This window comes from Mesorhizobium sp. WSM4887 (assembly GCF_029625865.1).
In the GTDB taxonomy this organism is placed as follows: domain Bacteria; phylum Pseudomonadota; class Alphaproteobacteria; order Rhizobiales; family Rhizobiaceae; genus Mesorhizobium.
Genome location: NZ_JARTVP010000001.1, coordinates 1,347,144 through 1,366,129 on the forward strand (window position 1 = coordinate 1,347,144; position 18,986 = coordinate 1,366,129).

24 protein-coding genes are annotated in these 18,986 nt (G+C 63.4%); 16 read left to right on the forward strand and 8 right to left on the reverse strand.

Annotation, left to right across the window (positions count from 1 at the left end; translation table 11 throughout):
• The first annotated feature begins 180 nt into the window (after nt 1-180).
• From P9230_RS06440 to P9230_RS06455, 4 genes are all read left to right on the forward strand, one after another.
• A complete protein-coding gene (locus P9230_RS06440) occupies nt 181-1,707 on the forward strand; it encodes an ABC-F family ATP-binding cassette domain-containing protein (protein ID WP_278117974.1) in 1,527 nt (508 codons plus the stop codon).
• Nucleotides 1,708-1,865: 158 nt separating this feature from the next.
• A complete protein-coding gene (locus P9230_RS06445; protein ID WP_067326607.1) occupies nt 1,866-2,048 on the forward strand; it encodes a hypothetical protein in 183 nt (60 codons plus the stop codon).
• 163 nt (nt 2,049-2,211) lie between these two features.
• Nucleotides 2,212-2,628: a glyoxalase/bleomycin resistance/extradiol dioxygenase family protein gene (locus tag P9230_RS06450; RefSeq protein WP_066994423.1), complete on the forward strand. Its 417-nt coding sequence runs from the start codon at nt 2,212-2,214 to the stop codon at nt 2,626-2,628.
• A gap of 105 nt (nt 2,629-2,733) precedes the next feature.
• Nucleotides 2,734-3,087 (forward strand): DUF1428 family protein, encoded by a 354-nt coding sequence (locus P9230_RS06455; RefSeq protein ID WP_067326604.1) that lies wholly within the window; start codon nt 2,734-2,736, stop codon nt 3,085-3,087.
• A 141-nt stretch (nt 3,088-3,228) separates the two neighbouring features.
• On the opposite strand, the gene P9230_RS06460 is transcribed toward P9230_RS06455, so the two are convergent.
• Nucleotides 3,229-4,869 (reverse strand): tetratricopeptide repeat-containing sulfotransferase family protein, encoded by a 1,641-nt coding sequence (locus P9230_RS06460; RefSeq protein ID WP_278087240.1) that lies wholly within the window; start codon nt 4,867-4,869, stop codon nt 3,229-3,231.
• Nucleotides 4,870-5,039: 170 nt separating this feature from the next.
• Nucleotides 5,040-5,435 carry a Kazal-type serine protease inhibitor domain-containing protein gene (locus P9230_RS06465; protein ID WP_067326597.1) on the reverse strand — a complete coding sequence of 132 codons (396 nt, stop codon included), beginning with the start codon at nt 5,433-5,435 and terminating at the stop codon, nt 5,040-5,042.
• 456 nt (nt 5,436-5,891) lie between these two features.
• Here P9230_RS06465 and P9230_RS06470 point away from each other — a divergent pair, with 456 nt between their 5' ends.
• The 3 genes from P9230_RS06470 to P9230_RS06480 all read left to right on the forward strand — a co-directional run bounded on the left by P9230_RS06470 (nt 5,892) and on the right by P9230_RS06480 (nt 7,156).
• On the forward strand, nt 5,892-6,104 hold the full coding sequence (locus P9230_RS06470) for a cold-shock protein (protein WP_006202520.1): 213 nt from the start codon (nt 5,892-5,894) through the stop codon (nt 6,102-6,104).
• Between the two features lie 238 nt (nt 6,105-6,342).
• Nucleotides 6,343-6,555, forward strand: coding sequence for a cold-shock protein (locus P9230_RS06475; RefSeq protein WP_006202521.1), 213 nt, complete (start codon nt 6,343-6,345; stop codon nt 6,553-6,555).
• Between the two features lie 190 nt (nt 6,556-6,745).
• Nucleotides 6,746-7,156 (forward strand): BA14K family protein, encoded by a 411-nt coding sequence (locus P9230_RS06480; protein WP_066994411.1) that lies wholly within the window; start codon nt 6,746-6,748, stop codon nt 7,154-7,156.
• Between the two features lie 66 nt (nt 7,157-7,222).
• On the opposite strand, the gene P9230_RS06485 is transcribed toward P9230_RS06480, so the two are convergent.
• The 3 genes from P9230_RS06485 to P9230_RS06495 form a co-directional block, all read right to left on the reverse strand.
• Nucleotides 7,223-7,864: an MBL fold metallo-hydrolase gene (locus P9230_RS06485; protein ID WP_278117976.1), complete on the reverse strand. Its 642-nt coding sequence runs from the start codon at nt 7,862-7,864 to the stop codon at nt 7,223-7,225.
• 66 nt (nt 7,865-7,930) lie between these two features.
• Nucleotides 7,931-8,068 carry a hypothetical protein gene (locus P9230_RS06490; protein ID WP_164763686.1) on the reverse strand — a complete coding sequence of 46 codons (138 nt, stop codon included), beginning with the start codon at nt 8,066-8,068 and terminating at the stop codon, nt 7,931-7,933.
• Nucleotides 8,069-8,207: 139 nt separating this feature from the next.
• The gene (locus P9230_RS06495; protein ID WP_278117979.1) at nt 8,208-9,101 is read right to left on the reverse strand and encodes a branched-chain amino acid aminotransferase; all 894 of its coding nucleotides are present in this window, start codon (nt 9,099-9,101) and stop codon (nt 8,208-8,210) included.
• A gap of 262 nt (nt 9,102-9,363) precedes the next feature.
• On the opposite strand from P9230_RS06495, the gene P9230_RS06500 reads away from it, so the two are divergent.
• The 5 genes from P9230_RS06500 to P9230_RS06520 are packed head-to-tail and all read left to right on the forward strand — an operon-like array spanning nt 9,364 to nt 13,338.
• Entirely contained in the window at nt 9,364-9,897 is a 534-nt protein-coding gene (locus P9230_RS06500) for a MarR family transcriptional regulator (protein ID WP_095777371.1), read from the forward strand.
• Nucleotides 9,884-10,603, forward strand: a complete 720-nt coding sequence (locus tag P9230_RS06505; RefSeq protein ID WP_059188911.1) for a response regulator transcription factor — start codon at nt 9,884-9,886, stop codon at nt 10,601-10,603. The genes P9230_RS06500 and P9230_RS06505 overlap by 14 nt, the downstream gene beginning before the upstream one ends.
• A 51-nt stretch (nt 10,604-10,654) precedes the next feature.
• Nucleotides 10,655-12,070 carry an ATP-binding protein gene (locus tag P9230_RS06510; RefSeq protein ID WP_082953957.1) on the forward strand — a complete coding sequence of 472 codons (1,416 nt, stop codon included), beginning with the start codon at nt 10,655-10,657 and terminating at the stop codon, nt 12,068-12,070.
• Nucleotides 12,071-12,124: 54 nt separating this feature from the next.
• Nucleotides 12,125-12,286 carry a hypothetical protein gene (locus tag P9230_RS06515; protein ID WP_164746746.1) on the forward strand — a complete coding sequence of 54 codons (162 nt, stop codon included), beginning with the start codon at nt 12,125-12,127 and terminating at the stop codon, nt 12,284-12,286.
• Nucleotides 12,274-13,338 (forward strand): glycosyltransferase family 1 protein, encoded by a 1,065-nt coding sequence (locus tag P9230_RS06520; RefSeq protein WP_278117982.1) that lies wholly within the window; start codon nt 12,274-12,276, stop codon nt 13,336-13,338. The genes P9230_RS06515 and P9230_RS06520 overlap by 13 nt, the downstream gene beginning before the upstream one ends.
• On the opposite strand, the gene P9230_RS06525 is transcribed toward P9230_RS06520, so the two are convergent.
• The 3 genes from P9230_RS06525 to P9230_RS06535 all read right to left on the reverse strand — a co-directional run bounded on the left by P9230_RS06525 (nt 13,330) and on the right by P9230_RS06535 (nt 14,832).
• Nucleotides 13,330-13,689 (reverse strand): tRNA-binding protein, encoded by a 360-nt coding sequence (locus P9230_RS06525; RefSeq protein ID WP_066994400.1) that lies wholly within the window; start codon nt 13,687-13,689, stop codon nt 13,330-13,332. The genes P9230_RS06520 and P9230_RS06525 overlap by 9 nt on opposite strands.
• A gap of 18 nt (nt 13,690-13,707) precedes the next feature.
• The gene (locus P9230_RS06530; protein ID WP_066994911.1) at nt 13,708-14,208 is read right to left on the reverse strand and encodes a YbjN domain-containing protein; all 501 of its coding nucleotides are present in this window, start codon (nt 14,206-14,208) and stop codon (nt 13,708-13,710) included.
• A gap of 321 nt (nt 14,209-14,529) precedes the next feature.
• On the reverse strand, nt 14,530-14,832 hold the full coding sequence (locus P9230_RS06535) for an accessory factor UbiK family protein (protein WP_066994397.1): 303 nt from the start codon (nt 14,830-14,832) through the stop codon (nt 14,530-14,532).
• Between the two features lie 132 nt (nt 14,833-14,964).
• Between P9230_RS06535 and lgt the strand changes: the two genes are divergently transcribed.
• From lgt to P9230_RS06555, 4 genes are all read left to right on the forward strand, one after another.
• Complete coding sequence (gene lgt / locus P9230_RS06540; RefSeq protein ID WP_082953956.1) at nt 14,965-15,819, forward strand: prolipoprotein diacylglyceryl transferase; 855 nt, start codon at nt 14,965-14,967, stop codon at nt 15,817-15,819.
• On the forward strand, nt 15,816-16,883 hold the full coding sequence (locus P9230_RS06545) for a class I SAM-dependent methyltransferase (protein WP_278117984.1): 1,068 nt from the start codon (nt 15,816-15,818) through the stop codon (nt 16,881-16,883). The genes lgt and P9230_RS06545 overlap by 4 nt, the downstream gene beginning before the upstream one ends.
• A gap of 107 nt (nt 16,884-16,990) precedes the next feature.
• Nucleotides 16,991-17,779 (forward strand): peptidoglycan editing factor PgeF, encoded by a 789-nt coding sequence (gene pgeF, locus P9230_RS06550; RefSeq protein ID WP_127245966.1) that lies wholly within the window; start codon nt 16,991-16,993, stop codon nt 17,777-17,779.
• A complete protein-coding gene (locus P9230_RS06555; RefSeq protein ID WP_067326575.1) occupies nt 17,780-18,931 on the forward strand; it encodes a Xaa-Pro peptidase family protein in 1,152 nt (383 codons plus the stop codon).
• The last annotated feature ends 55 nt before the right edge of the window (nt 18,932-18,986 follow it).

The following is an 18,986-nucleotide window of genomic DNA, read 5'->3' on the forward strand; positions in this document are numbered from 1 at the left end:
GCGCGGCCCTGTCTGTGCCCTGCGAGCTTGCTTGCAGGGCTGACCAGGACGGTCCGGGAATTTTCCCCCGCTTCGATTTTTGGTCTGCCCTTCGTGGTGCCGCTGATCTCGGCCTGATGGCCTACCGGCGCACCGTCAAAGTGCATTGAGCCGGGCTCCGGCAAGACCAGAGAAATCGACATGGCCCTGATCAGCCTCAAATCCCTCGGCGTCACCATGAGTGCGCCGCTCTTCTCCAACCTCGACCTCATCATCGGTGCCGGCGACCGGCTGGGCATCGTCGCGGCGAACGGCCGTGGCAAATCCACCCTGCTCAGATGCCTGGCCGGCGAGCTGGACGCCACGAGCGGCGATATCACCCGGACGCGCGGCTTGCGCGTCGGCCATGTCGAGCAATCCGTCCCCGACGCGCTGCTCGACCGCAGCTTCCATCAGGTGGTTGCCGATGCCTTGCCGCCGGAGCAGCTTGGCAGCGAGCTTTGGCGCGTCGACGTGGTGCTGGATTCGCTCGATGTGCCTGAGGACATGCGCGACAGGCCGATGCGGGCCTTGAGCGGCGGCTGGCAAAGGCTGGCGCTGATCGCCCGCGTCTGGGTCACCGACCCGGACGTGCTTCTGCTCGACGAGCCGACCAACCATCTCGACCTGGCCAGGATCAGCCAATTGGAAACCTGGCTGAACGCGCTGCCACGCGATGTGCCGGTGATCATCGCCAGCCACGACCGCGCCTTTCTCGACACCACCACGAACCGCACGCTGTTCCTGCGCCCGGAAGAATCGCCGGTGTTTTCGCTGCCCTATTCGCGCGCCCGGCAGGCGCTCGACGAGGTCGACGCCTCGACGGCGCGGCGGTTCGAGCGCGACATGAAGGTCGCACAGCAGTTGCGCCGGCAGGCAGCCAAGCTCAACAACATCGGCATCAATTCCGGCAGCGACCTGCTGACGGTCAAAACCAAGCAGCTCAGGGAGCGGGCCGAAAGGCTGGAAGATGCAGCCGTGGCAGCGCATCGCGAGCGTTCGGCCGGCGCGATCCGATTGGCGAACCGCGGCACTCACGCCAAGGTGCTGATCACGCTCGACGACGCGGCGGTCGAAACGCCCGACGGCACGCTGCTGTTCAGGACCGGCAAGCGCCATATTTGCCAAGGCGACCGCATCGTGCTGCTCGGCCGGAACGGTGTCGGCAAATCGCGCTTCATTGCGATGATCCGCGCCGCCATCGCCGAACCGGGGTCGGAAGACAGCATCAAGGTGACACCGTCGACCGCGCTCGGCTACAGCGACCAGGCTCTGTCCGGCATCGGCGGCGGCGACACCCCACTGGCGATGGTCTCGCACCGCTTCGAAATCGGCGAGCAGCGGGCGCGCTCGCTTCTCGCCGGCGCCGGCGTCGCCATCGAGATGCAGGAGAAAAGGATCGCCGCGTTGTCGGGCGGACAGCGGTCGAGGCTGATGTTGCTGGTGCTGCGGCTCCTCAACCCCAATTTCTACCTCCTCGACGAGCCGACCAATCACCTCGACATTGACGGCCAGGAAGCGCTGGAGGACGAGTTGCTGAAGCATCAGGCAAGCTGCCTGCTCGCCTCGCACGACCGCTCCTTCATCCGCGCGATCGGCAACCGGTTCTGGCTGATCGAGAAGCGGCGGCTGACCGAAGTCGACAGTCCGGAAGGGTTCTTCCGCTCGGTGGCCGCGACGGAGCGCTGATAGCCACGACAAGGCCGGCCTATACGGGGGGCCGGCCTATACGGGCCGGCTTTCCGGGCGCGCATGAAAAATTCCGGTGACCTGTCGGATTGCCGCAGCATTCCTCGTCCTTGGGATGCCGACACGGTGCTGACGGCACCAACCAGGGAGAGTTTATCATGTCCATCTTGTCATCCATCAGCCGCATCGCCAGCCAATATGCGACGGCGCGCGCCCGCTACCGCAGCGAGCGCATTCTGCTTTCGCTGCCGGCCGACCTGCGCAAGGACATCGGTTTTCCGGAAATTCTCGACACGCGAAACGGCCGCTGCACAGCCACCTTCTCGACCGACGTCATTTGAAAGCGACCAACGGGTTCATGCGACGGTCATCGGCTTCACCGGCTGCGCGGCCGGTCCGGGCCCGGGCCCGCTAAAAAAATTCCGCTGCCCGTGTAGGATTGCTGTCGCCTCGTCCGTCTTTTGATCGCAACGCCCAATCAACCCGTGAAGAGGAACACGTGAAATGACCGACCAGAACCCGCCCCGCGCCAAAGTTCTTGGCGGATTGACCCCCTATCTGCAGGTCGACGGCGCCATCAAGGCGGCCGAGTTCTACAAGAAGGCTTTCGGGGCCGAGGAAGTCTTTGCCTATCCGCCGGACGACAAGGGCCGCACCATGCATATCCATCTCTATGTCAACGGCTCGACGCTCATGCTGGGCGACGCCTATCCCGAGCACGGCCATCCGCATCAGGCGGCGCAGGGTTATACGCTCCAACTCCATCTCGGTAGTGACGACGTCGATGCCTGGTGGAAGCGCGCGGTAGACGCCGGCTGCGAAGTCGTCACGCCCCTCCAGGTAATGTTCTGGGGCGACCGCTGGGGCCAGGTGAAGGATCCCTTCGGCGTCGCCTGGGCGATGAACGCGCCGGTAAAATAGGTTTCCCAGCAAGCGTCGGCCGCCAATCCCAGGGCTGACGCGCTCACCCGCGCCGGGTCGTATCCCCGCCGGCCCGGCGCTCGTTTTCAGCGAAGGAGTTTACCCATGTCCTATGTCGATGGTTTCGTGCTTGCCGTGCCGAAGGCAAATCTTGATGACTACAAGAAAATGGCTGCGAATGCCGGCGCCGTCTGGAAGGAGCACGGCGCGCTCGCCTATGTCGAATGCATCGGCGACGACGTGCCCTATGGCGAACTGACCTCGTTCCCGCGCGCCGTGCAGGCGAAGGACGACGAAGTCGTCATCTTTGCCTGGGTCGTTTACGAATCCAGGCAGAGCCGCGACGCGGTCATGGCGAAAGTGATGGCCGACGAACGTCTCAAGATGGACTGGTCGACAATGCCCTTCGACGGGAAGCGCATGATCTTCGGCGGCTTCCAGCCATTTATCGAGGTTTGAGCACAGCCGATTCGGTCCTCATCCAGGGCGGAGCAGGAACGGAGCTCCTGCTTCCCCCTGGAATGACGAGGTTGCGAGGCAGCGGCTAATCTCACAGGCCTGCGATGGCTGAGAGCAAGCGGCCTACCATCCAACCCGGCCCTATCCGTTCTGGAGCTTGACGAGCAGCGGCTTCAGCCGCTCCCCATAACGCTTCCACAGGTCGACCGAGCCCTGATACATCGGCTGGCGCACCTGCGCGGCCGACGCCGTTCGCACCGGCCGGTCGGTCTCGTGGAACGCCAGCACCTTGTCGTCCCAAGGCAGGCCGAGATGCGCCATCAGCGCCCGCGTCTGGCCTTCCTGATCGGCGACGAAATCCTCGTAGCGGACGTCGTGGACGACGCCGGGCAGAACTTTGTGCCAATGCGCCATGATATCGGTGTAGAGGTTATGGAAATCGGCGAGCTCGCCGAGATCGTAGCCGTAACGATGGCTGTCGCCGCGGAAATGCACTTTGAAGATCGACAGGCACGTGGCCGCGGCGTCGCGCGCGCAATGCACGATCTTCGCCTTCGGCAGCATCATGTGCAGGAAGCCGACCAGCAGGAAGTTGCCCGGCATCTTGTCGGTGACATGGCGGAAGCCCGGATACCGGGCATGCAGCATGTCGATATAGGCCTGCCCGGCCTCGGCAAAGGCCTTGTCCGGCATGTCGGCTATCCCTGAGGGAAAACCGCCCGGCATGCTCATCGGAAACTGCTTGCCGACGACCGACTTCAGGATGCTGAGCTCGCCCGCGCCAAAGACCTGCGGATGGCTGGCTATGATCTGCTCGACCAGCGTCGTGCCGGAACGCGGCATGCCGACGACGAAGATCGGCGTGTCGTCGGAAATGTCGCTCGGCCTGTGCTTTTCGAAGAAGGCCTTGTCGAAGGCCGACTTCATCGCTTCGAACTCGTCGCGCGTTCTCACCGGGTCGTAGTCGATGCCCTTGCGGCGGATCGCATTGCCCTCGGCGAAATAGTCGAAGGCGCGGCCATAATCCTTCAGATCGTCATTGGCCTTGCCGAGGCCGAAGGAAAGCTGCATGCGCGCAAGGCTGTCCTGCGGCGCCTTGGCGTGCTCGGCCTCCATGCCGGCAAGCTCGGCGTCGCGCTCTGTCTGGCGCTTGACCTGGGTCAGCAGAAGCCAGGCTTTCGCCATCGCCGGAGCGATCGCCACCGCCTGGCGGGCAAGATCGGCGGCCTCGGCGAGCTTGCCCTTCTCCATCAGGGCGACGCCCAGTCCGTAGAGCAGCTCGGCATCCTTGGGCCGGATCGACAGCGACTCGCGGAAGAGCGCAATCGCCTCGTCGAGCCGCCCGGCTTCCTGCAGCGTTTCGGCAAGGCCGATGCGGGCGCGGACATGGAACGGGTTGCGGCCGATCGTGCTGCGATAGATCTCCTCAGCGCCATCGAACTGGCCGAGCTGCTTCAGCGACGAGCCGAGATTGTCGCGTGCCGCGAGTTGGTCCGGGCGGATGTCCACCGCGCCACGGAAGAAATCGACGGCGGCGGCAACGCGGCCGAGGTCGCGCATCACCGTGCCCATGTTGTTGAGGAAATCGGCATTTTGGGGCTGCAGCGTGACCGACTGCTCGATGAAGTCCAGCCCTTCCTCGCTGCGACCGGTCTGGTGCAGGAGGAGCCCGAGGAAATGCAGCGCGGCGGCATGATTAGGCTGCTGCCCCAGCACCTGCCGGTAAAGCGACTCCGCCTCCTGCCGGCGTCCTGCCTGGTGCAGCTGCAGCGCCCGTTGCACATAGGGATCGAGGGGGCTCGCCGATCCTGGCTTGCCGCCCGCGTTTGCCGCTCTTCTCTGATCTCTGTTAATGGGAAACCTGCCGTGTTTGTCCGCCCGCCGGACCTAAGCCAAGCGGGCGGCAGATGCAAGTGTGTGGGCAGCGCTCCGGCGACTTGCCCGCAATGCCGCTAGCAAGGCCCGTCGCCGATGATGCGATAGTCCGCCGCGCGGGCCTCGCACGCATTCGGGAAAGTGCGCACCTCGCCGTAGCGTCTGGCGCAGACCGGCGCGTATTCGCGGGTGCAGAAGGTTTGCTCGCCGCCACCGCCGCCATCCCGGCAAGGCCCGTCACGCACGATGCGATACCCTGCCCGCTCCGCCAGGCAGGCATTGGCGAAGGTCTGGCGGTCGCCGCCGCGTCTTGCGCACACCGGTTCGTATTGCATCGTGCAGAGCTGCGGATGCGGCCCCGGCGGACGCGGACGCGGTCCTTCGTCGACGACCACGGTACAGGCCGCCAGCAATGCCGACAGTAGCAGGGCGACAAGGCCCTGCCGCGAAACGATTGCCGCAAGAAATCGCATAGGTCCCTCTCCTATCTGGCTCAGGCGCGATCGCGCCAGCTCGCGCAATTCCTCGCCATTTTGGGATCGAACGCAACCCCGGCTTGTGCTTTGCCCGGGCGAAATTTATCGCCGGTCGGCTTCTCGCACTGGCCCATGCCCGGCTTTTCACTGGCCGATGACCGGTCATGGCGCCGGGTCTATCGATGGCCTGGCGTTGGGCGCGCCGAGGGCGGCCCGCGGTGCTGTCTTGCAACCATCACATTTCCGTGTAATAAATTTGGTGTTCGGGCATTTGCGACCCGGAGAGCGGCACGTTTTGGACGACCTTTCCCCGATAGTGTGAATCTCTGACGGCCCCGTTTTTCGGCGGGGGCTTTGACCATGCGCGAATGCATGACTGCCGAAGCAACACCGGGATCAGCCCAAGGAAGCGGGCGAGCCCACGAGACTGATACGGGTGAAGGAGTTTCCCCCATGGCCCAGACCGGCACCGTAAAGTTCTTCAACGCCACCAAAGGCTTCGGCTTCATCACGCCTGACGGCGGCGCCAAGGACGTGTTCGTCCACATCTCCGCGATCGAGGCCTCCGGCCTGCGTACGCTCGTCGACGGCCAGAAGGTCACCTTCGACGTCGAGCCTGACCGCATGGGCAAGGGTCCGAAGGCGGTCAACCTCCGCGCCGCCTGAGCGGGCGACGCTGCCTGTCTTCCGCTGATGAACGGCGCGGCAGGATCATGAATCGGCTTCGCAGGAAGCTTGAGTTTTCGAGGGCGCGACGGTTCCGTCGCGCCCTTTTTTGTCCGGCAAATAGTTGTATTGGCAGGCGAAAACTTTCTCTTGCCGATAGCGCTAAAATAAAGGACAAATTTCCTCTCGGGCAGTTTGCCGGCCCGAGACTGACTTGATGGGATCAAAGGAGCTTCCCATGCCGCAGACCGGCACCGTCAAATTCTTCAACCATGCCAAGGGCTTCGGCTTCATCACGCCCGACGATGGCGCGAAGGACGTCTTCGTCCATATTTCGGCCGTGCAGGCGTCGGGCCTTCCCGGTCTTGAGGATGGGCAGAAAGTGACATTCGACACCGAGCCCGACAAGCGAGGCAAGGGTCCGAAGGCCGTCAACCTGTCTATCGGCTAAGCCGGCTCAAGACAGATCCGACGGAGACTGAGCAGGCGGGGCGCTCCCGCAGAGCTCGGAATTTTGTCGAGCCGCGAAATCGTTCGCGCAGTGCCGTTCAGCCTCCGTTCAGCCACGGTCTTCTACTAACCCCTGCTAAAGCCGACCCGCATCCCCTGAAATACGCGGGCCGGCGCGAAGGAGACCGAAAATGAACCGAATTCTCAAGACCGCCATTGTGACCGCCGGCGTCGCCGCGACCACTTTGGCCACCTTCTCGGCGGCAAATGCTGATGATTGGCGCTGGCGTCGTCATCATCACAATGGCGGCGACGCCCTTGCCGCGGGCGTTGTCGGCCTGGCGGCGGGCGCCCTGATCGGTAGTGCTCTCAGCAACCCTGGGCCGAGATACTACGATCCCGCCTATGATGACGGCTATTATGTCGACCGCCCCGTTCGCCGCTACTATGTACAGCCGCGCGTCGTCTATGCCGACCGCTATGCCGAGCCGTGGACCCGCGAATGGTACGAGTATTGCTCCGACCGCTACCGCACCTTCAACTCGCGTACCGGCACATTCACCGGCAACGATGGCGAACAGCATTTCTGTGTTGCCAACTAAGACTTAGGTTTCCAGTCCAGGCAAAAGCGCCGCCCTCGAGCGGCGCTTTTTTCTTTGCGCAGAGGATCAGGCCAGGAAGGGATTCGTCCGGCGCTCCTCGCCGAAGCGGCCGCCCGGACCGTGACCGCAGATGAAGCCGATATCGTCTCCGAGCGGCAGCAGCTTGTCTTTGATCGAGGTGATCAGCGCGGCGTGATCGCCGCCTGGCAGATCGGTGCGGCCGATAGAGCCGCGAAACAGCACGTCGCCGACATGGGCGAATTTGGCCGCGCGGTTGTAGTAGACGACGTGGCCCGGCGCGTGCCCCGGACAATGCAGCACCTCGAACGAATGCTCCCCGAAAGAGACCGTGTCGCCTTCGCTGACGAAACGGTCTGGAATGCAATTGCGCACCGGATCGGTAAGGCCGAAGCGCTTGGCCTGGTTCTCGAGATTGGCAAGCAGCGGCCGATCGGCCTCGTGCGGGCCGATGATGTCGATGCTGAGTGCATCCTTCAGATCCATCGCGCCGCCGGCATGATCGATATGGCCGTGAGTGATCCAGATCGCCTTCGCCGTGATCGCGTTGTCCTTGAGTACCGCCAGAATCTTGTCGACGTCGCCGCCGGGATCGACGACGACACCCTGTTTGTCGTCCATGTCGAAGAGAATGGTGCAATTCTGCTGGAAGGGCGTGACCGGCACGATGCCGGCATTGAGCTGACCCATGGCTTTCCTTTCGAGGTGTTGCCCTGATGTAGAGAGCACAGCCGACTGCGTCCACCGGTGATCCCTCTAAAAGAAATGGGCGGCCATAGCCGTCCATGGGAAGCCTGAAATTCTGCCAAGCCTATTCTTCATCACGGTCATGACCGCGCGCATGATGTCGGTGAGGATGGCGCCGGCGCCGACGATGATGCTTTGTATGCCCATCGCCCTGCCAGTCCCACCGGCTGCTCCGCTGCCGTCGCCGGATCGCCCGCACCCATGAGACGCCGAATTGCTGCGCAGGCGCCTAAATAAAAGGGGCGGCCCGAAACCGCCCCGTTGCACAAAAAGGCTGTGACTATCGCTATTCTGCGGCGATGGCGTGCTTTGGCTGCACCGCGGCAGAATAGTCGTTCATCAACGTCTTGGCGATCTCGCCGACCTCGAATCGGTACGGGCCGATTTCCGAGACCGGCGTGACTTCCGCGGCCGTGCCGGTAAGGAAGCACTGCTCAAAGCCATCGAGCTCTTCGGGCATGATGGCGCGCTCGATCACCTCGAAGCCGCGGTCCTTGGCCAGGCCGATGACTGTGCGGCGGGTGATGCCGTCGAGGAAGCAGTCGGGCGTCGGGGTGTGGATTTTGCCGTCCTTGACGAAGAAGATGTTGGCGCCGGTGGCTTCCGCCACCTGGCCGCGCCAGTCGAGCATCATGGCGTCGGCGTAGCCCTTGGCCTCGGCGGCGTGCTTGGAAAGCGTGCAGATCATGTAGAGGCCGGCGGCCTTGGACTTGGATGGCGCGGTGCGCGGGTCGGGCCGGCGCCATTCGGCGACGTCGAGACGGATGCCCTTCAGCTTCTGCGCCGGGTCGAAATAGCTCGGCCACTGCCAGATGGCGATGGCGCAGTTGATGCGGTTGTTCTGCGCCGAAACACCCATCTGCTCGCTGCCGCGCCAGGCGATCGGACGCACATAGGCGTCCTTGAAACCCTGCTTTTTCAGAAGCTTGCGGCAAGCCTCGTCGATCTCGCCGACCGAGTAGGGAATCTTGAAGCCGAGCAGGCGCGCCGATTCATGCAGGCGCTCATTGTGCTCGGTGAGCTTGAATATCTGGCCGCCATAGGCGCGCTCGCCCTCGAAGACCGCGCTGGCATAGTGCAGGCCATGGGTCAGCACGTGGATCTTGGCCTCGCCCCATTTGACGAACTCCCCGTTTATCCAGATGAAACCGTCCAGTTGATCGAAGGGAACGGATGCCATGGAAACCTCCCGCGGGCGGGCGCCCGCCAATCGTTGTGTCATATAGCCTTTCGTATCGGCCCCGCCACTGGGTCCGAAACCGCCGGCCTGTGTCTGGAAGCGTAGGCGGATATTCAATCCCTGGCAAACTTAGGAAGTTCCGGAAAAACGGCTTCCGCTTGCCTTTTCGTTCGCAATCCGCCGAAAAGCTTGTCAAAAATTATCATTTGCGGGAAATTACGTCAACAGTACTGACGTAATTCCCGCTTGGCATGGAGAAATGATGACGGAACGAAGCCCCGCAGCCGGAAAACCGATCAGGACGGCGATCACCGACGAGGACGGCATCGACTTTGCCATCATCGAGCTGTTTTTCTTCGCCTATCGCGACTTCACCTCCGATCCCGACCAGATCCTTGCCGATTACGGCTTCGGCCGTGCCCATCACCGCGTCCTGCATTTCGTCAACCGCAGGCCCGGACTGACGGTTGCCGAGCTGCTCGACGTGCTGAAGATCACCAAGCAGAGCCTGGCGCGGGTGTTGAAGCAGCTGATCGACACGGACCATATTGTCCAGGTGCAAGGGTTGCGCGACCGCCGGCAGCGCGAGCTCTATCCGACTGCCAAGGGCCGCGCGCTGGCACTGGCGCTGGCACGGCCACAGTCGCGCCGCATCCGTGCTGCATTGGAGGATTCCGGGACCGCCGAGCGCGCCTCGATCGAGAGATTCCTCGAGGCGATGGTCAATCCGGAACTTAGAGCGCAGATCGACATTGTGCCTGCGCAAACATCGGGGAAGAAAAATGGAGACCACTGAGAAGGTTGATCATCCGGCAGCGCCCGGCGATGATGCGCCGCATCTGCTGGTGGTCGACGATGACACCCGCATTCGCAATCTGCTCAAGCAATATTTGTCCGAGAACGGTTTTCGGGTCACCGTTGCCGGCAACTCCGGCGAGGCCCGGCGCAAGCTCGCGGGGCTGGACTTCGACCTGCTCGTGCTTGACGTCATGATGCCCGGCGAAACCGGCGTCGACCTCACCAAGGCGCTACGGGCCGAGAAGAACGTGCCGATCCTGATGCTGACGGCGCTGTCGGAAACCGACAGCCGTATCACCGGGCTCGAGGCCGGCGCCGACGACTATCTGCCGAAGCCCTTCGATCCGCGCGAGCTCATACTGCGCATCAACAACATCCTGCGCCGCGGCGGCCCGGCGGCGACGCCGAAAGTCGAGCAGCTCGTCTTCGGCCCCTACACGTTCCAGATCGCCAAGCGCGAACTGAAGCGTGGCGGCGAGGCGCTGAAGCTGACCGACCGCGAGCAGGAAATCCTGGCGATCTTCGCCGCCCGGGCGGGCGAAACCATACCTCGGCACGAGCTCGTCGGCGACGAATCGGATGTCGGCGAGCGGACCATCGATGTCCAGATCAACCGGCTGCGCCGCAAGATCGAGCGCGATCCGTCAAATCCGGTGTGGCTGCAGACCGTGCGCGGTATTGGGTATCGGCTCAGCGTGGAATAACATGCTCGCAGACGGCCTTGGCTGAATGGCCGTCTACGAGCGGAAGGGCGAATGGCGACCACGCAACTGGAAAAGCCCAAGACCGGGAGCCTCGGCGATCTCGCTTTGCGCACGCTGAGGGCGATGCCGCGCGCCTGGAACCGGTTCTGGCGCCTGGTCGCGCTCTACATGCCGAAGCGGCTTTATGCCCGCTCCCTGATCATCGTCATCGCGCCGATGATCCTTTTGCAGTCGGTCGTTGCCTTCGTCTTCATGGAGCGCCACTGGCAGACAGTTACCCAACGCCTGTCGCAGGCGACGATCGCAGACATCGCTGCCATCATCGACATGATGGAGACCTATCCCCACGACGCCGATTACGCCAACATCATTCGCATCGCCCAAGACCGTATGCAGCTGAAAGTGGATCTGCTGCCGCCCGATCCCCTGCCGGCCCCCGGACCGAAGCCGTTCTTCTCAATCCTCGACACGGCCCTGTCGTCGGAGATTACTCGGCAGATCAACCGTCCCTTCTGGATCGACACGGTCGGCAACTCAAATGTCGTCGAGGTCCGCGTCCAGCTCGAAGGCAAGGTCCTGCGCGTCTTCGTGCGTCGCAGCCAGGCTTATGCCTCAAACACCCATATCTTCCTGATCTGGATGGTCGGCACCTCGCTGGTGCTCTTGATGATCGCCATCCCCTTCCTGCGCAATCAAATAAGGCCGATCCTGACATTGGCCGAAGCCGCCGAGAGCTTCGGCAAGGGCCGGCCGATGCCGCGCGATTTCCGTCCGCGCGGCGCGGAGGAAGTGCGCCGCGCCGGCTTCGCCTTCATCCAGATGCGCGAGCGCATCGAGCGCCAGATCGAGCAGCGCACCGCCATGCTGACCGGCGTCAGCCATGATCTCAGGACCATTCTGACCCGCTTCAAGCTGCAGCTGGCCCTGGCCGGCGGCAAGGCCGAGACCAAGGCCGCGCTGAACCAGGACATCGACGACATGCAGTCGATGCTGGAGGGCTATCTCTCCTTTGCCCGCGGCGAGGCGGCGGAAGACACCGGCCGCTTCGATCTCGATGCCTATTTCCAGAAGCTTGGCGAGGAAGCGCAACTGCGCAAATGCAAGCTGTCGACGACACTGACCGGCGATCCGACCGTGCATGTGCGGCCGAACGCCTTTGCCAGGTTGATGTCCAATGTCATCGGCAATGCCTTCCGATATGCCAAGACGGTCGAGGTCCATGCCAATCACGGCCGCGGCTCGCTGACCGTCACCATCGACGATGATGGTCCCGGCATCGCGCCGGACAAGCGCGAAGAAGTGTTCAAGCCATTCCTGCGGCTCGACGAAGCGCGTAATCTCGATGCCAGCGGCACCGGCCTTGGTCTGTCGATCGCCCGCGACATCGCCCGAACCCATGGCGGCGACATCATGCTTGAAGACAGCCCGCTGGGCGGTTTGCGAGCCGTGATCAAGGTGCCGGCTTAGTCGGACAAAGACGGCCTTCATCCCCCCGTCATGAAATCATGGTCAAGAGCGCGCATGAAGCGCGCGACCTTTATCGATTCGGCCATGCCGCCCCGCTTCGATCCCGCACCCGCCCGGGTGCGCTGGAGCGAAGCGCGAGCTGCAGCCTGGCTGCCGTTCCGCCATCGTGCCGGCGCGCCCAAGAATCTGTGCGAAGGGTCGCCATGCGAATCCTGATGGTCACCGATGCATGGCGACCGCAGGTCAACGGCGTGGTTCACACGCTGGAGCGGCTTACCGAAACGCTGAAATCCTTCGAAGTCCAGGTCGATTTTCTGACGCCGAACATCTTCCGCACCTTGCCGCTGCCGACCTACCCGGACATTCGGCTCGCCTTGACAACCCCCAGTCATGTCGCGCGGCTGATCGAAGCGGGAAAGGCCGACCACATCCACATTGTCACCGAAGGGCCGCTCGGCATCATGGCGCGCCGCTACTGCCGCAAGGCCGGCCGTCCCTTTACCACCAGCTACCACACGCGTTTTCCCGAATATCTCAGCGCCCGCCTGCCGGTGCCGGAGAGGTGGGCCTATAACTGGCTGCGCGACTTCCACAATTCCGGACAGGGCACGCTGGTCGCCACGCAATCGTTGGCGGACGACCTTGCCTCGCGCGGCTTCGATAAGCTGAGGCCCTGGACTCGCGGCGTCGACACCGATCATTTCCGGCCGGACAAACGCAAGGACACCAGCTTTCCCCGCCCCATCTTCCTCTGCGTCGGCCGTGTCGCGATCGAAAAGAACCTGACCGCCTTCCTCGATCTCGATCTCCCCGGCAGCAAGGTGGTGGTCGGCGAAGGGCCGGAACTGGCAAAGCTCAGCGCCCGCTATCCGAACGCGCATTTCCTCGGCCATCGCCCGAACGACGAACTGGCGGAAATCTACGCTTCGGCTGACGTCTTCGTCTTTCCGAGCCGCACCGACACCTTCGGCAACGTCATCATCGAGGCTCTGGCCAGCGGCGCGCCGGTGGCCGCCTATCCGGTGACCGGACCGATCGACATCGTCGGCGACGGCGTCGGTGGGGCCGTATCCGAGGATTTGCGCGAGGCGGCGCTCAAGGCGCTTCACATTGACCACGCGGAGGCGCGCCAGCGCGCACTGCGCTACAGCTGGAAGTCATGCGCCGAGATGTTCCTCGACGTTGTCGAAGAAGCGCTGGGAATGCCGCGCAAGCGCGCCGATCAGAACGCGGTGACGTCAGGCCGGCCCAGGCTGGTTCTAGAATAGACGCCCGCCGTCCGGCACTTTGCGCTCGATGGCGCCGAGCACGACGGCGCCCTCCTCGTCCGGAAAGCCAAGCGTCAGCACTTCCGACATGAACGGGCCGATCTGGCGCGGCGGGAAATTGACCACCGCGAAGACCTGCCGGCCGATCAGCGTCTCCGGCGCATAATATTTGGTGATCTGCGCCGACGACTTCTTCACGCCGATCGCCGGGCCGAAATCGATCTTCAGCTTGAATGCCGGCTTGCGCGCCTCCGGAAAGGGCTCAGCCTCGACGATCGTGCCGGCACGGATGTCGACACGATCGAAATCGGCAAAGCTGATCTCGGGCTTGCGCTCGCTGCTGGAACTCATCGGCGGTATTGGCTTCGCTCAGGCGCTTCCATGGGTTTCAAAGAGCACGCTGGACAGCGCGTCCTTGGCCGACGTACCCGACCAGACGACGAATTGGAAGGCCTGGAAATAGCATTCGCAGGCCTCTAACGCCGATGACAGAAGCACCTCGACCTGCTGGCTCGACGGCTCGACCCCGCCGGCAAGCAGCAGCGATTGCCGGAACATGATCGCGCCCTCCTGCTCCCACAGGTCGAAATGGCCAAACAGCATCTGTTCGTTGATCAGCGACAGGAGCCGCATCACTTCGAGCGCGCGCGTTTCCGGCACCTTGATGTCGAACGCGCAGGCCAGGTGCAGCGCCTCGAAATCTTCCATCCAGGAGAAGGAGACATGATAGTCGGTCCAGCTGCCTGTCACCGAAATCGAGATCTCGTCGTCGCCGGCGCGTTCGAAGGACCAGTCATTGTTGTGGGCCACCTGCTCGATGACGTCCACCGGGTGGATTTCGCGGGAGAATTCGAGTTCGAGGAGTTCCATGAATGCTTCCTGTCGTTCTGAGAGCGCCGCCACACGCTCCGCGAGAGAGGGCACGCACAACGAACAATCTTGTCTAGAACTCGGACGGCCAGGACTTTCCAAACGCAAAGACCCCAACCGGACCCCACCGCCCGGCGCATGACCCTGCTTCGAATCATGCAACAAATTCAGTCTATTGATCGGGAGTCGCGTGAACAGCCCAATTTTTCGCACTGCGTCATTCGCATGTGGAAAGGCGCTGTCAAAAAGATTCATGCAATGCCGGTAAGCGATTCACGGCAAAGCGATTTTTCGGATCGTGCTTTGTGGAAAAGTTTACGATTATTTTTTTGATCTGGGCTTCGCCGCAGCCGCAGGTGCGGCTTGCCCGGTCAATTCGGCGAGCTTGGCCTCGAGCGCTTCGACGCGCACCGCAAGCTGGATGTTGTCTTCTCTTGCCTTGACGGCCATCTCGCGCGCAGCCTCGAACTCCTCGCGTTTCACCACATCCATGGAGTTGAGCAGGCGCTCGGCCTGGCTGCGGAAAGCCGTCTCCATCTCGCGCCTGACGCCTTGGGCTGCCCCCGCGGCATCGGTCATCAGCTTGGCGAATTCATCGAGAATGCGGTTCGTTCCGGTCGACATGGCAAATCCTCGCTTGATTATTTTGACGTAGTGGCGCGCGGCACGGATTGCAAGCGAAGCGTGCCTTGACCCCGCCAAAACCCTGCCGCATGGTCCGCGCCCGATAGACGACCGCAACCGGAGCGACCCAGTTTGAGCGAATATTTCCTGCTGCCGCTGGCCTCCCTGCCCTTCCCCAATATCGACCCGGTTATCGTCCATATCGGGCCGCTGGCGGTGCATTGGTATGGCGTCGGCTACATCGTCGGCATTCTGTTCGCCTGGTGGTACGCCAAGCGCCTGGTCAGCAATGCCAGCCTTTGGCCGGACGGCAAGCTGCCGATGAAGCCCGAGGATCTTGACGATTTCATCGTCTGGGCGGCGATCGGCGTGGTGCTCGGCGGGCGCACCGGCTATGTCCTCTTCTACGACCTTCCACGCTATATCGCGCATCCGCTCGACACCTTGGCGGTCTGGCAGGGCGGCATGTCGTTCCATGGCGGACTGCTCGGCGTGATCCTCGCCATGACCCTCTTTTCGCTCAAGCGCGGCATTCATACCTGGACGCTGTTTGACGTCGTCTCGGCCGGCGTGCCGGTCGGCCTTGGGCTGGTGCGTGTGGCCAATTTCATCAATTCGGAGCTCTGGGGCCGTCCGTCGGACGTGCCCTGGGCGATCGAATTCCCCAATGGCGGCCCGTTCACCCGGCATCCCAGCCAGCTCTACGAGGCGCTGCTGGAAGGTCTTGTGCTCTTCCTGGTGCTGCGCTTTCTCACCCACTCGCGGCTGAAGCTGAAGACACCGCGCTTCGTCGGCGGCGCCTTCATCTGCGGCTACGGCCTGTCTCGCATCTTCGTCGAGTTCTTCCGCGAGCCTGACCAGCAGCTCGGTTATCTGCTCGGCACCAACTGGCTGACCATGGGCATGGTCCTGTCCTCGCCGATGGTGCTCGCCGGCATCTGGGCCATGGCCACCGCAAAGCCGACGACGCAGACGCAGCCGGCATGACCAGGCTGAAGGAGCGCATCATCGGCCTGATCGGCGCGGTGGGGCCGATCCCGGTCAGCGAATACATGGCGCTCTGCCTGTTCGACCCTGAGGACGGCTATTATACGACGCGCGAGCCCTTCGGCGCCGCCGGCGACTTCGTCACCGCGCCGGAGATCAGCCAGATGTTCGGCGAGCTTGTCGCCGTCTGGCTCTACCAGGCCTGGCAAGGCGGCGGGCGTCCGCTGCCAGCCACCTTCGCCGAAATCGGCCCCGGTCGCGGCACGCTGATGAAGGACATGCTGCGCACCTGGTCCCGCCTCGATCCGGCGCTTGCCGCCAAGGCTTCCTTCGCCATGATCGAGACCAGTCCGCGCCTGGCCGAAATCCAGAAAGAGACGCTCGCCGGCCAGAGCCCCGCCCTGAGCTGGCACCAAACCATCGACACGCTGCCGCAGCAGCCGCTCTTCATCGTCGGCAATGAACTCTTCGACGCCGTGCCGATCCGCCAGTTCGTCTATGTCGGCGCCGGCTGGCGCGAGCGCATGGTCGGGCTCGACGAACAAGACAATCTTCATTTCTTCGCCGGCGCGGGTTCCGTCGACCCGGCGCTGCTGCCGGCCGGCGCGGCCGATGCTCTGCAAGGCGCCATCGTCGAGGTGGCGCCGGCCCGCGCCGCGCTGATGGCAGCGATTGCCGAGCCTATCGCCGGCCATGGCGGCGCCGGGCTGTTCATCGACTACGGCCATCTTGAGCCGGGCTTCGGCGACACATTGCAGGCTGTGCGCAGGCACGATCACGAAGACGTGCTGGCCAATCCCGGCGGGGCCGATCTTACCGCTCACGTCGATTTCGCCGCGTTGGCTGCAGCCGTCCGGGAGCACGGCCTCCAGGCGGAACTGACCACGCAGAGCGAATTCCTGCTCGGCATGGGCTTGCTCGAGCGCGCCGGCGCGCTGGGCGCCCGGGCCGATGATGTCGCGCGTCAGGCGATTTCCGAGGCGGTCAAGCGCCTTGCCGGCCCCGATGCGATGGGCGAGTTGTTCAAGGTGATGAAGATCCTGCCAGCCGCGAAAACTGGCTGACATCGGCGGGCAACCCGTGCAAGCTGACCCTGCCACTTGCCCGAGCCTCACATCCCCAACCGAACTCCACCTTGACGAAATCGCCCACGCGGACAACAAACCCCTCCATGCTGAATCAGACCAGACCCGATCCAGTACGCTCGCCGCTGCTTGCGAAGGCGCCAGGCATACGCCACGGCTATTTCACCCGCATCGGCGGCGTCTCCGGCGGCATCTATCAAGGCCTCAACATCGGCACGGGCTCCGGCGATGATCAGACGCTGGTTGCCGAGAACCGTCGCCGCGTTGCCTACTGGATGGGCGTGCCGGCGGATCATCTCCTCACCGCGCACCAGGTCCATTCTCCCGATGTCGTCATTGCCAGGGAGCCTTTTGCCGGCGCTCGCCCCAAGGCAGACGCCATCGTCACCGACCGGCCGGGCATCGCTGTCGGCGCCTCGACGGCCGATTGCGGACCGGTGCTGTTCGCCGACGCGGAGGCGCGCGTCATCGGCGCGGCCCATGCCGGCTGGAAAGGCGCCCTCACCGGCGTGCTCGAAAACACCGTAGCCGCGATGGAAGGGCTCGGCGCCCGCCGCGATCGCATCGTCGCCGTGCTCGGCCCTTCCATCGGACCCGACAATTACGAGGTGGGACCGGAATTCGTCGCTCGCTTCGTCGAGGCCGACCCCGGCAATCAACTCTACTTCAGATCGTCGCAGAACCCTGGCCACTCGATGTTCGACCTCAACCAATATACGGTCGATCGGTTGCGCAAGGCCGGCGTGACCGCCGACGGGCTCGGCCGCTGCACTTACGCCGAAGAACACCTTTTCTATTCCTACCGCCGCACCACCCACCGCAAGGAAGCGGATTACGGGCGGCAGGTTTCGGCAATCGTTCTGGAGAAAGAGTAAATGGCGCTGCATTTCGAACGTTCGGAATTCGACGCGCGGCGCGACCGGCTGCTGATCGAGATGGCCGAGAAGAAGCTCGACGCCGTGCTTTTGTTCGCGCAGGAGAGCATGTACTGGCTGACCGGCTACGACACTTTCGGCTTCTGCTTCTTCCAGTGCCTGGTGGTGAAGGGCGACGGCTCGATGGTGCTGCTCACCCGCTCGGCCGATTTGAGGCAGGCGCGAAACACCTCGACCATCGAGAATATCGTATTGTGGACCGATCGTGATGGCGCCAATCCCGCGATCGACCTGCGCAACCTACTCAACGATCTCGATCTGCTTGGCGCCCGCATCGGCGTGGAATACGACACGCACGGCCTCACGGCCTACAATGGCCGTCGCGTGGACGAGCAGTTGCAGACCTTCGGCCAGATCGCCGATGCTTCCGGAATCGTCGGCCGGCTGCGTCTCTTCAAGAGTCCGGCCGAGATCGCCAAGGCCGAAAAAGCCGCAAGCCTCGCTGACGATGCGCTCGATGCCGCGCTGCCGCTGATCAAGCAGGGCGGCGACGAGGCGCTGATCCTGGCCGCCATGCAAGGAGCAGTTTTTGCCGGCGGCGGCGACTATCCCGCCAACGAATTCATCATCGGCTCCGGCGCGGATGCCCTGCTCTGCCGCTACAAGGCCGGCCGCCGCAAGCTCACCAAGAACGACCAGCTGACGCTCGAATGGGCGGGCGTCTTCCATCACTATCACGCGGCGATGATGCGCACCGTTTTGACCGGGAAGATCTCGAAGCGCCACCAGGAACTGTTCGATGCCGCCCGCGCGGCTCTGCTTGCAGTCGAGAAGGCGATGACGCCGGGCAATTCCTTCGGCGACGTCTTCGACGCGCATGCCCGCACGCTCGAGGCGCATAATCTGACCAAGCACCGGCTGAACGCCTGCGGCTATTCGCTCGGCGCCCGCTTCACGCCGTCCTGGATGGACATGCCGATGTTCTACCAGGGCAATCCGGAGCCGATCGCGCCCAGCATGACGCTGTTCGCGCATATGATCATCATGGATTCGGAAACCGATACGGCGATGACGCTCGGCCGCACCTATCTTACCACGGAATCGGCGCCGAAGCCGCTCTCGCGCCATGATCTCGACTTGATCGTGCAGTGAATCCATAATGGTTGGTTCACGCGGGGGCGTTCGCCACCAAGGAGTTGTCGGGCAA

What these genes read in the sequence shown, in the direction of transcription:
- P9230_RS06440 (WP_278117974.1), top strand. Translation starts at nt 181, where the DNA reads ATGGCCCTGATCAGCCTCAAATCCCTCGGCGTCACCATGAGTGCGCCG.
- P9230_RS06445 (WP_067326607.1), top strand. Translation starts at nt 1,866, where the DNA reads ATGTCCATCTTGTCATCCATCAGCCGCATCGCCAGCCAATATGCGACG.
- P9230_RS06450 (WP_066994423.1), top strand. Translation starts at nt 2,212, where the DNA reads ATGACCGACCAGAACCCGCCCCGCGCCAAAGTTCTTGGCGGATTGACC.
- P9230_RS06455 (WP_067326604.1), top strand. Translation starts at nt 2,734, where the DNA reads ATGTCCTATGTCGATGGTTTCGTGCTTGCCGTGCCGAAGGCAAATCTT.
- P9230_RS06465 (WP_067326597.1), bottom strand. Translation starts at nt 5,435, where the DNA reads ATGCGATTTCTTGCGGCAATCGTTTCGCGGCAGGGCCTTGTCGCCCTG.
- P9230_RS06470 (WP_006202520.1), top strand. Translation starts at nt 5,892, where the DNA reads ATGGCCCAGACCGGCACCGTAAAGTTCTTCAACGCCACCAAAGGCTTC.
- P9230_RS06475 (WP_006202521.1), top strand. Translation starts at nt 6,343, where the DNA reads ATGCCGCAGACCGGCACCGTCAAATTCTTCAACCATGCCAAGGGCTTC.
- P9230_RS06480 (WP_066994411.1), top strand. Translation starts at nt 6,746, where the DNA reads ATGAACCGAATTCTCAAGACCGCCATTGTGACCGCCGGCGTCGCCGCG.
- P9230_RS06485 (WP_278117976.1), bottom strand. Translation starts at nt 7,864, where the DNA reads ATGGGTCAGCTCAATGCCGGCATCGTGCCGGTCACGCCCTTCCAGCAG.
- P9230_RS06490 (WP_164763686.1), bottom strand. Translation starts at nt 8,068, where the DNA reads ATGGGCATACAAAGCATCATCGTCGGCGCCGGCGCCATCCTCACCGAC.
- P9230_RS06495 (WP_278117979.1), bottom strand. Translation starts at nt 9,101, where the DNA reads ATGGCATCCGTTCCCTTCGATCAACTGGACGGTTTCATCTGGATAAAC.
- P9230_RS06500 (WP_095777371.1), top strand. Translation starts at nt 9,364, where the DNA reads ATGACGGAACGAAGCCCCGCAGCCGGAAAACCGATCAGGACGGCGATC.
- P9230_RS06505 (WP_059188911.1), top strand. Translation starts at nt 9,884, where the DNA reads ATGGAGACCACTGAGAAGGTTGATCATCCGGCAGCGCCCGGCGATGAT.
- P9230_RS06510 (WP_082953957.1), top strand. Translation starts at nt 10,655, where the DNA reads ATGGCGACCACGCAACTGGAAAAGCCCAAGACCGGGAGCCTCGGCGAT.
- P9230_RS06515 (WP_164746746.1), top strand. Translation starts at nt 12,125, where the DNA reads ATGAAGCGCGCGACCTTTATCGATTCGGCCATGCCGCCCCGCTTCGAT.
- P9230_RS06520 (WP_278117982.1), top strand. Translation starts at nt 12,274, where the DNA reads ATGCGAATCCTGATGGTCACCGATGCATGGCGACCGCAGGTCAACGGC.
- P9230_RS06525 (WP_066994400.1), bottom strand. Translation starts at nt 13,689, where the DNA reads ATGAGTTCCAGCAGCGAGCGCAAGCCCGAGATCAGCTTTGCCGATTTC.
- P9230_RS06530 (WP_066994911.1), bottom strand. Translation starts at nt 14,208, where the DNA reads ATGGAACTCCTCGAACTCGAATTCTCCCGCGAAATCCACCCGGTGGAC.
- P9230_RS06535 (WP_066994397.1), bottom strand. Translation starts at nt 14,832, where the DNA reads ATGTCGACCGGAACGAACCGCATTCTCGATGAATTCGCCAAGCTGATG.
- P9230_RS06545 (WP_278117984.1), top strand. Translation starts at nt 15,816, where the DNA reads ATGACCAGGCTGAAGGAGCGCATCATCGGCCTGATCGGCGCGGTGGGG.
- pgeF (WP_127245966.1), top strand. Translation starts at nt 16,991, where the DNA reads ATGCTGAATCAGACCAGACCCGATCCAGTACGCTCGCCGCTGCTTGCG.
- P9230_RS06555 (WP_067326575.1), top strand. Translation starts at nt 17,780, where the DNA reads ATGGCGCTGCATTTCGAACGTTCGGAATTCGACGCGCGGCGCGACCGG.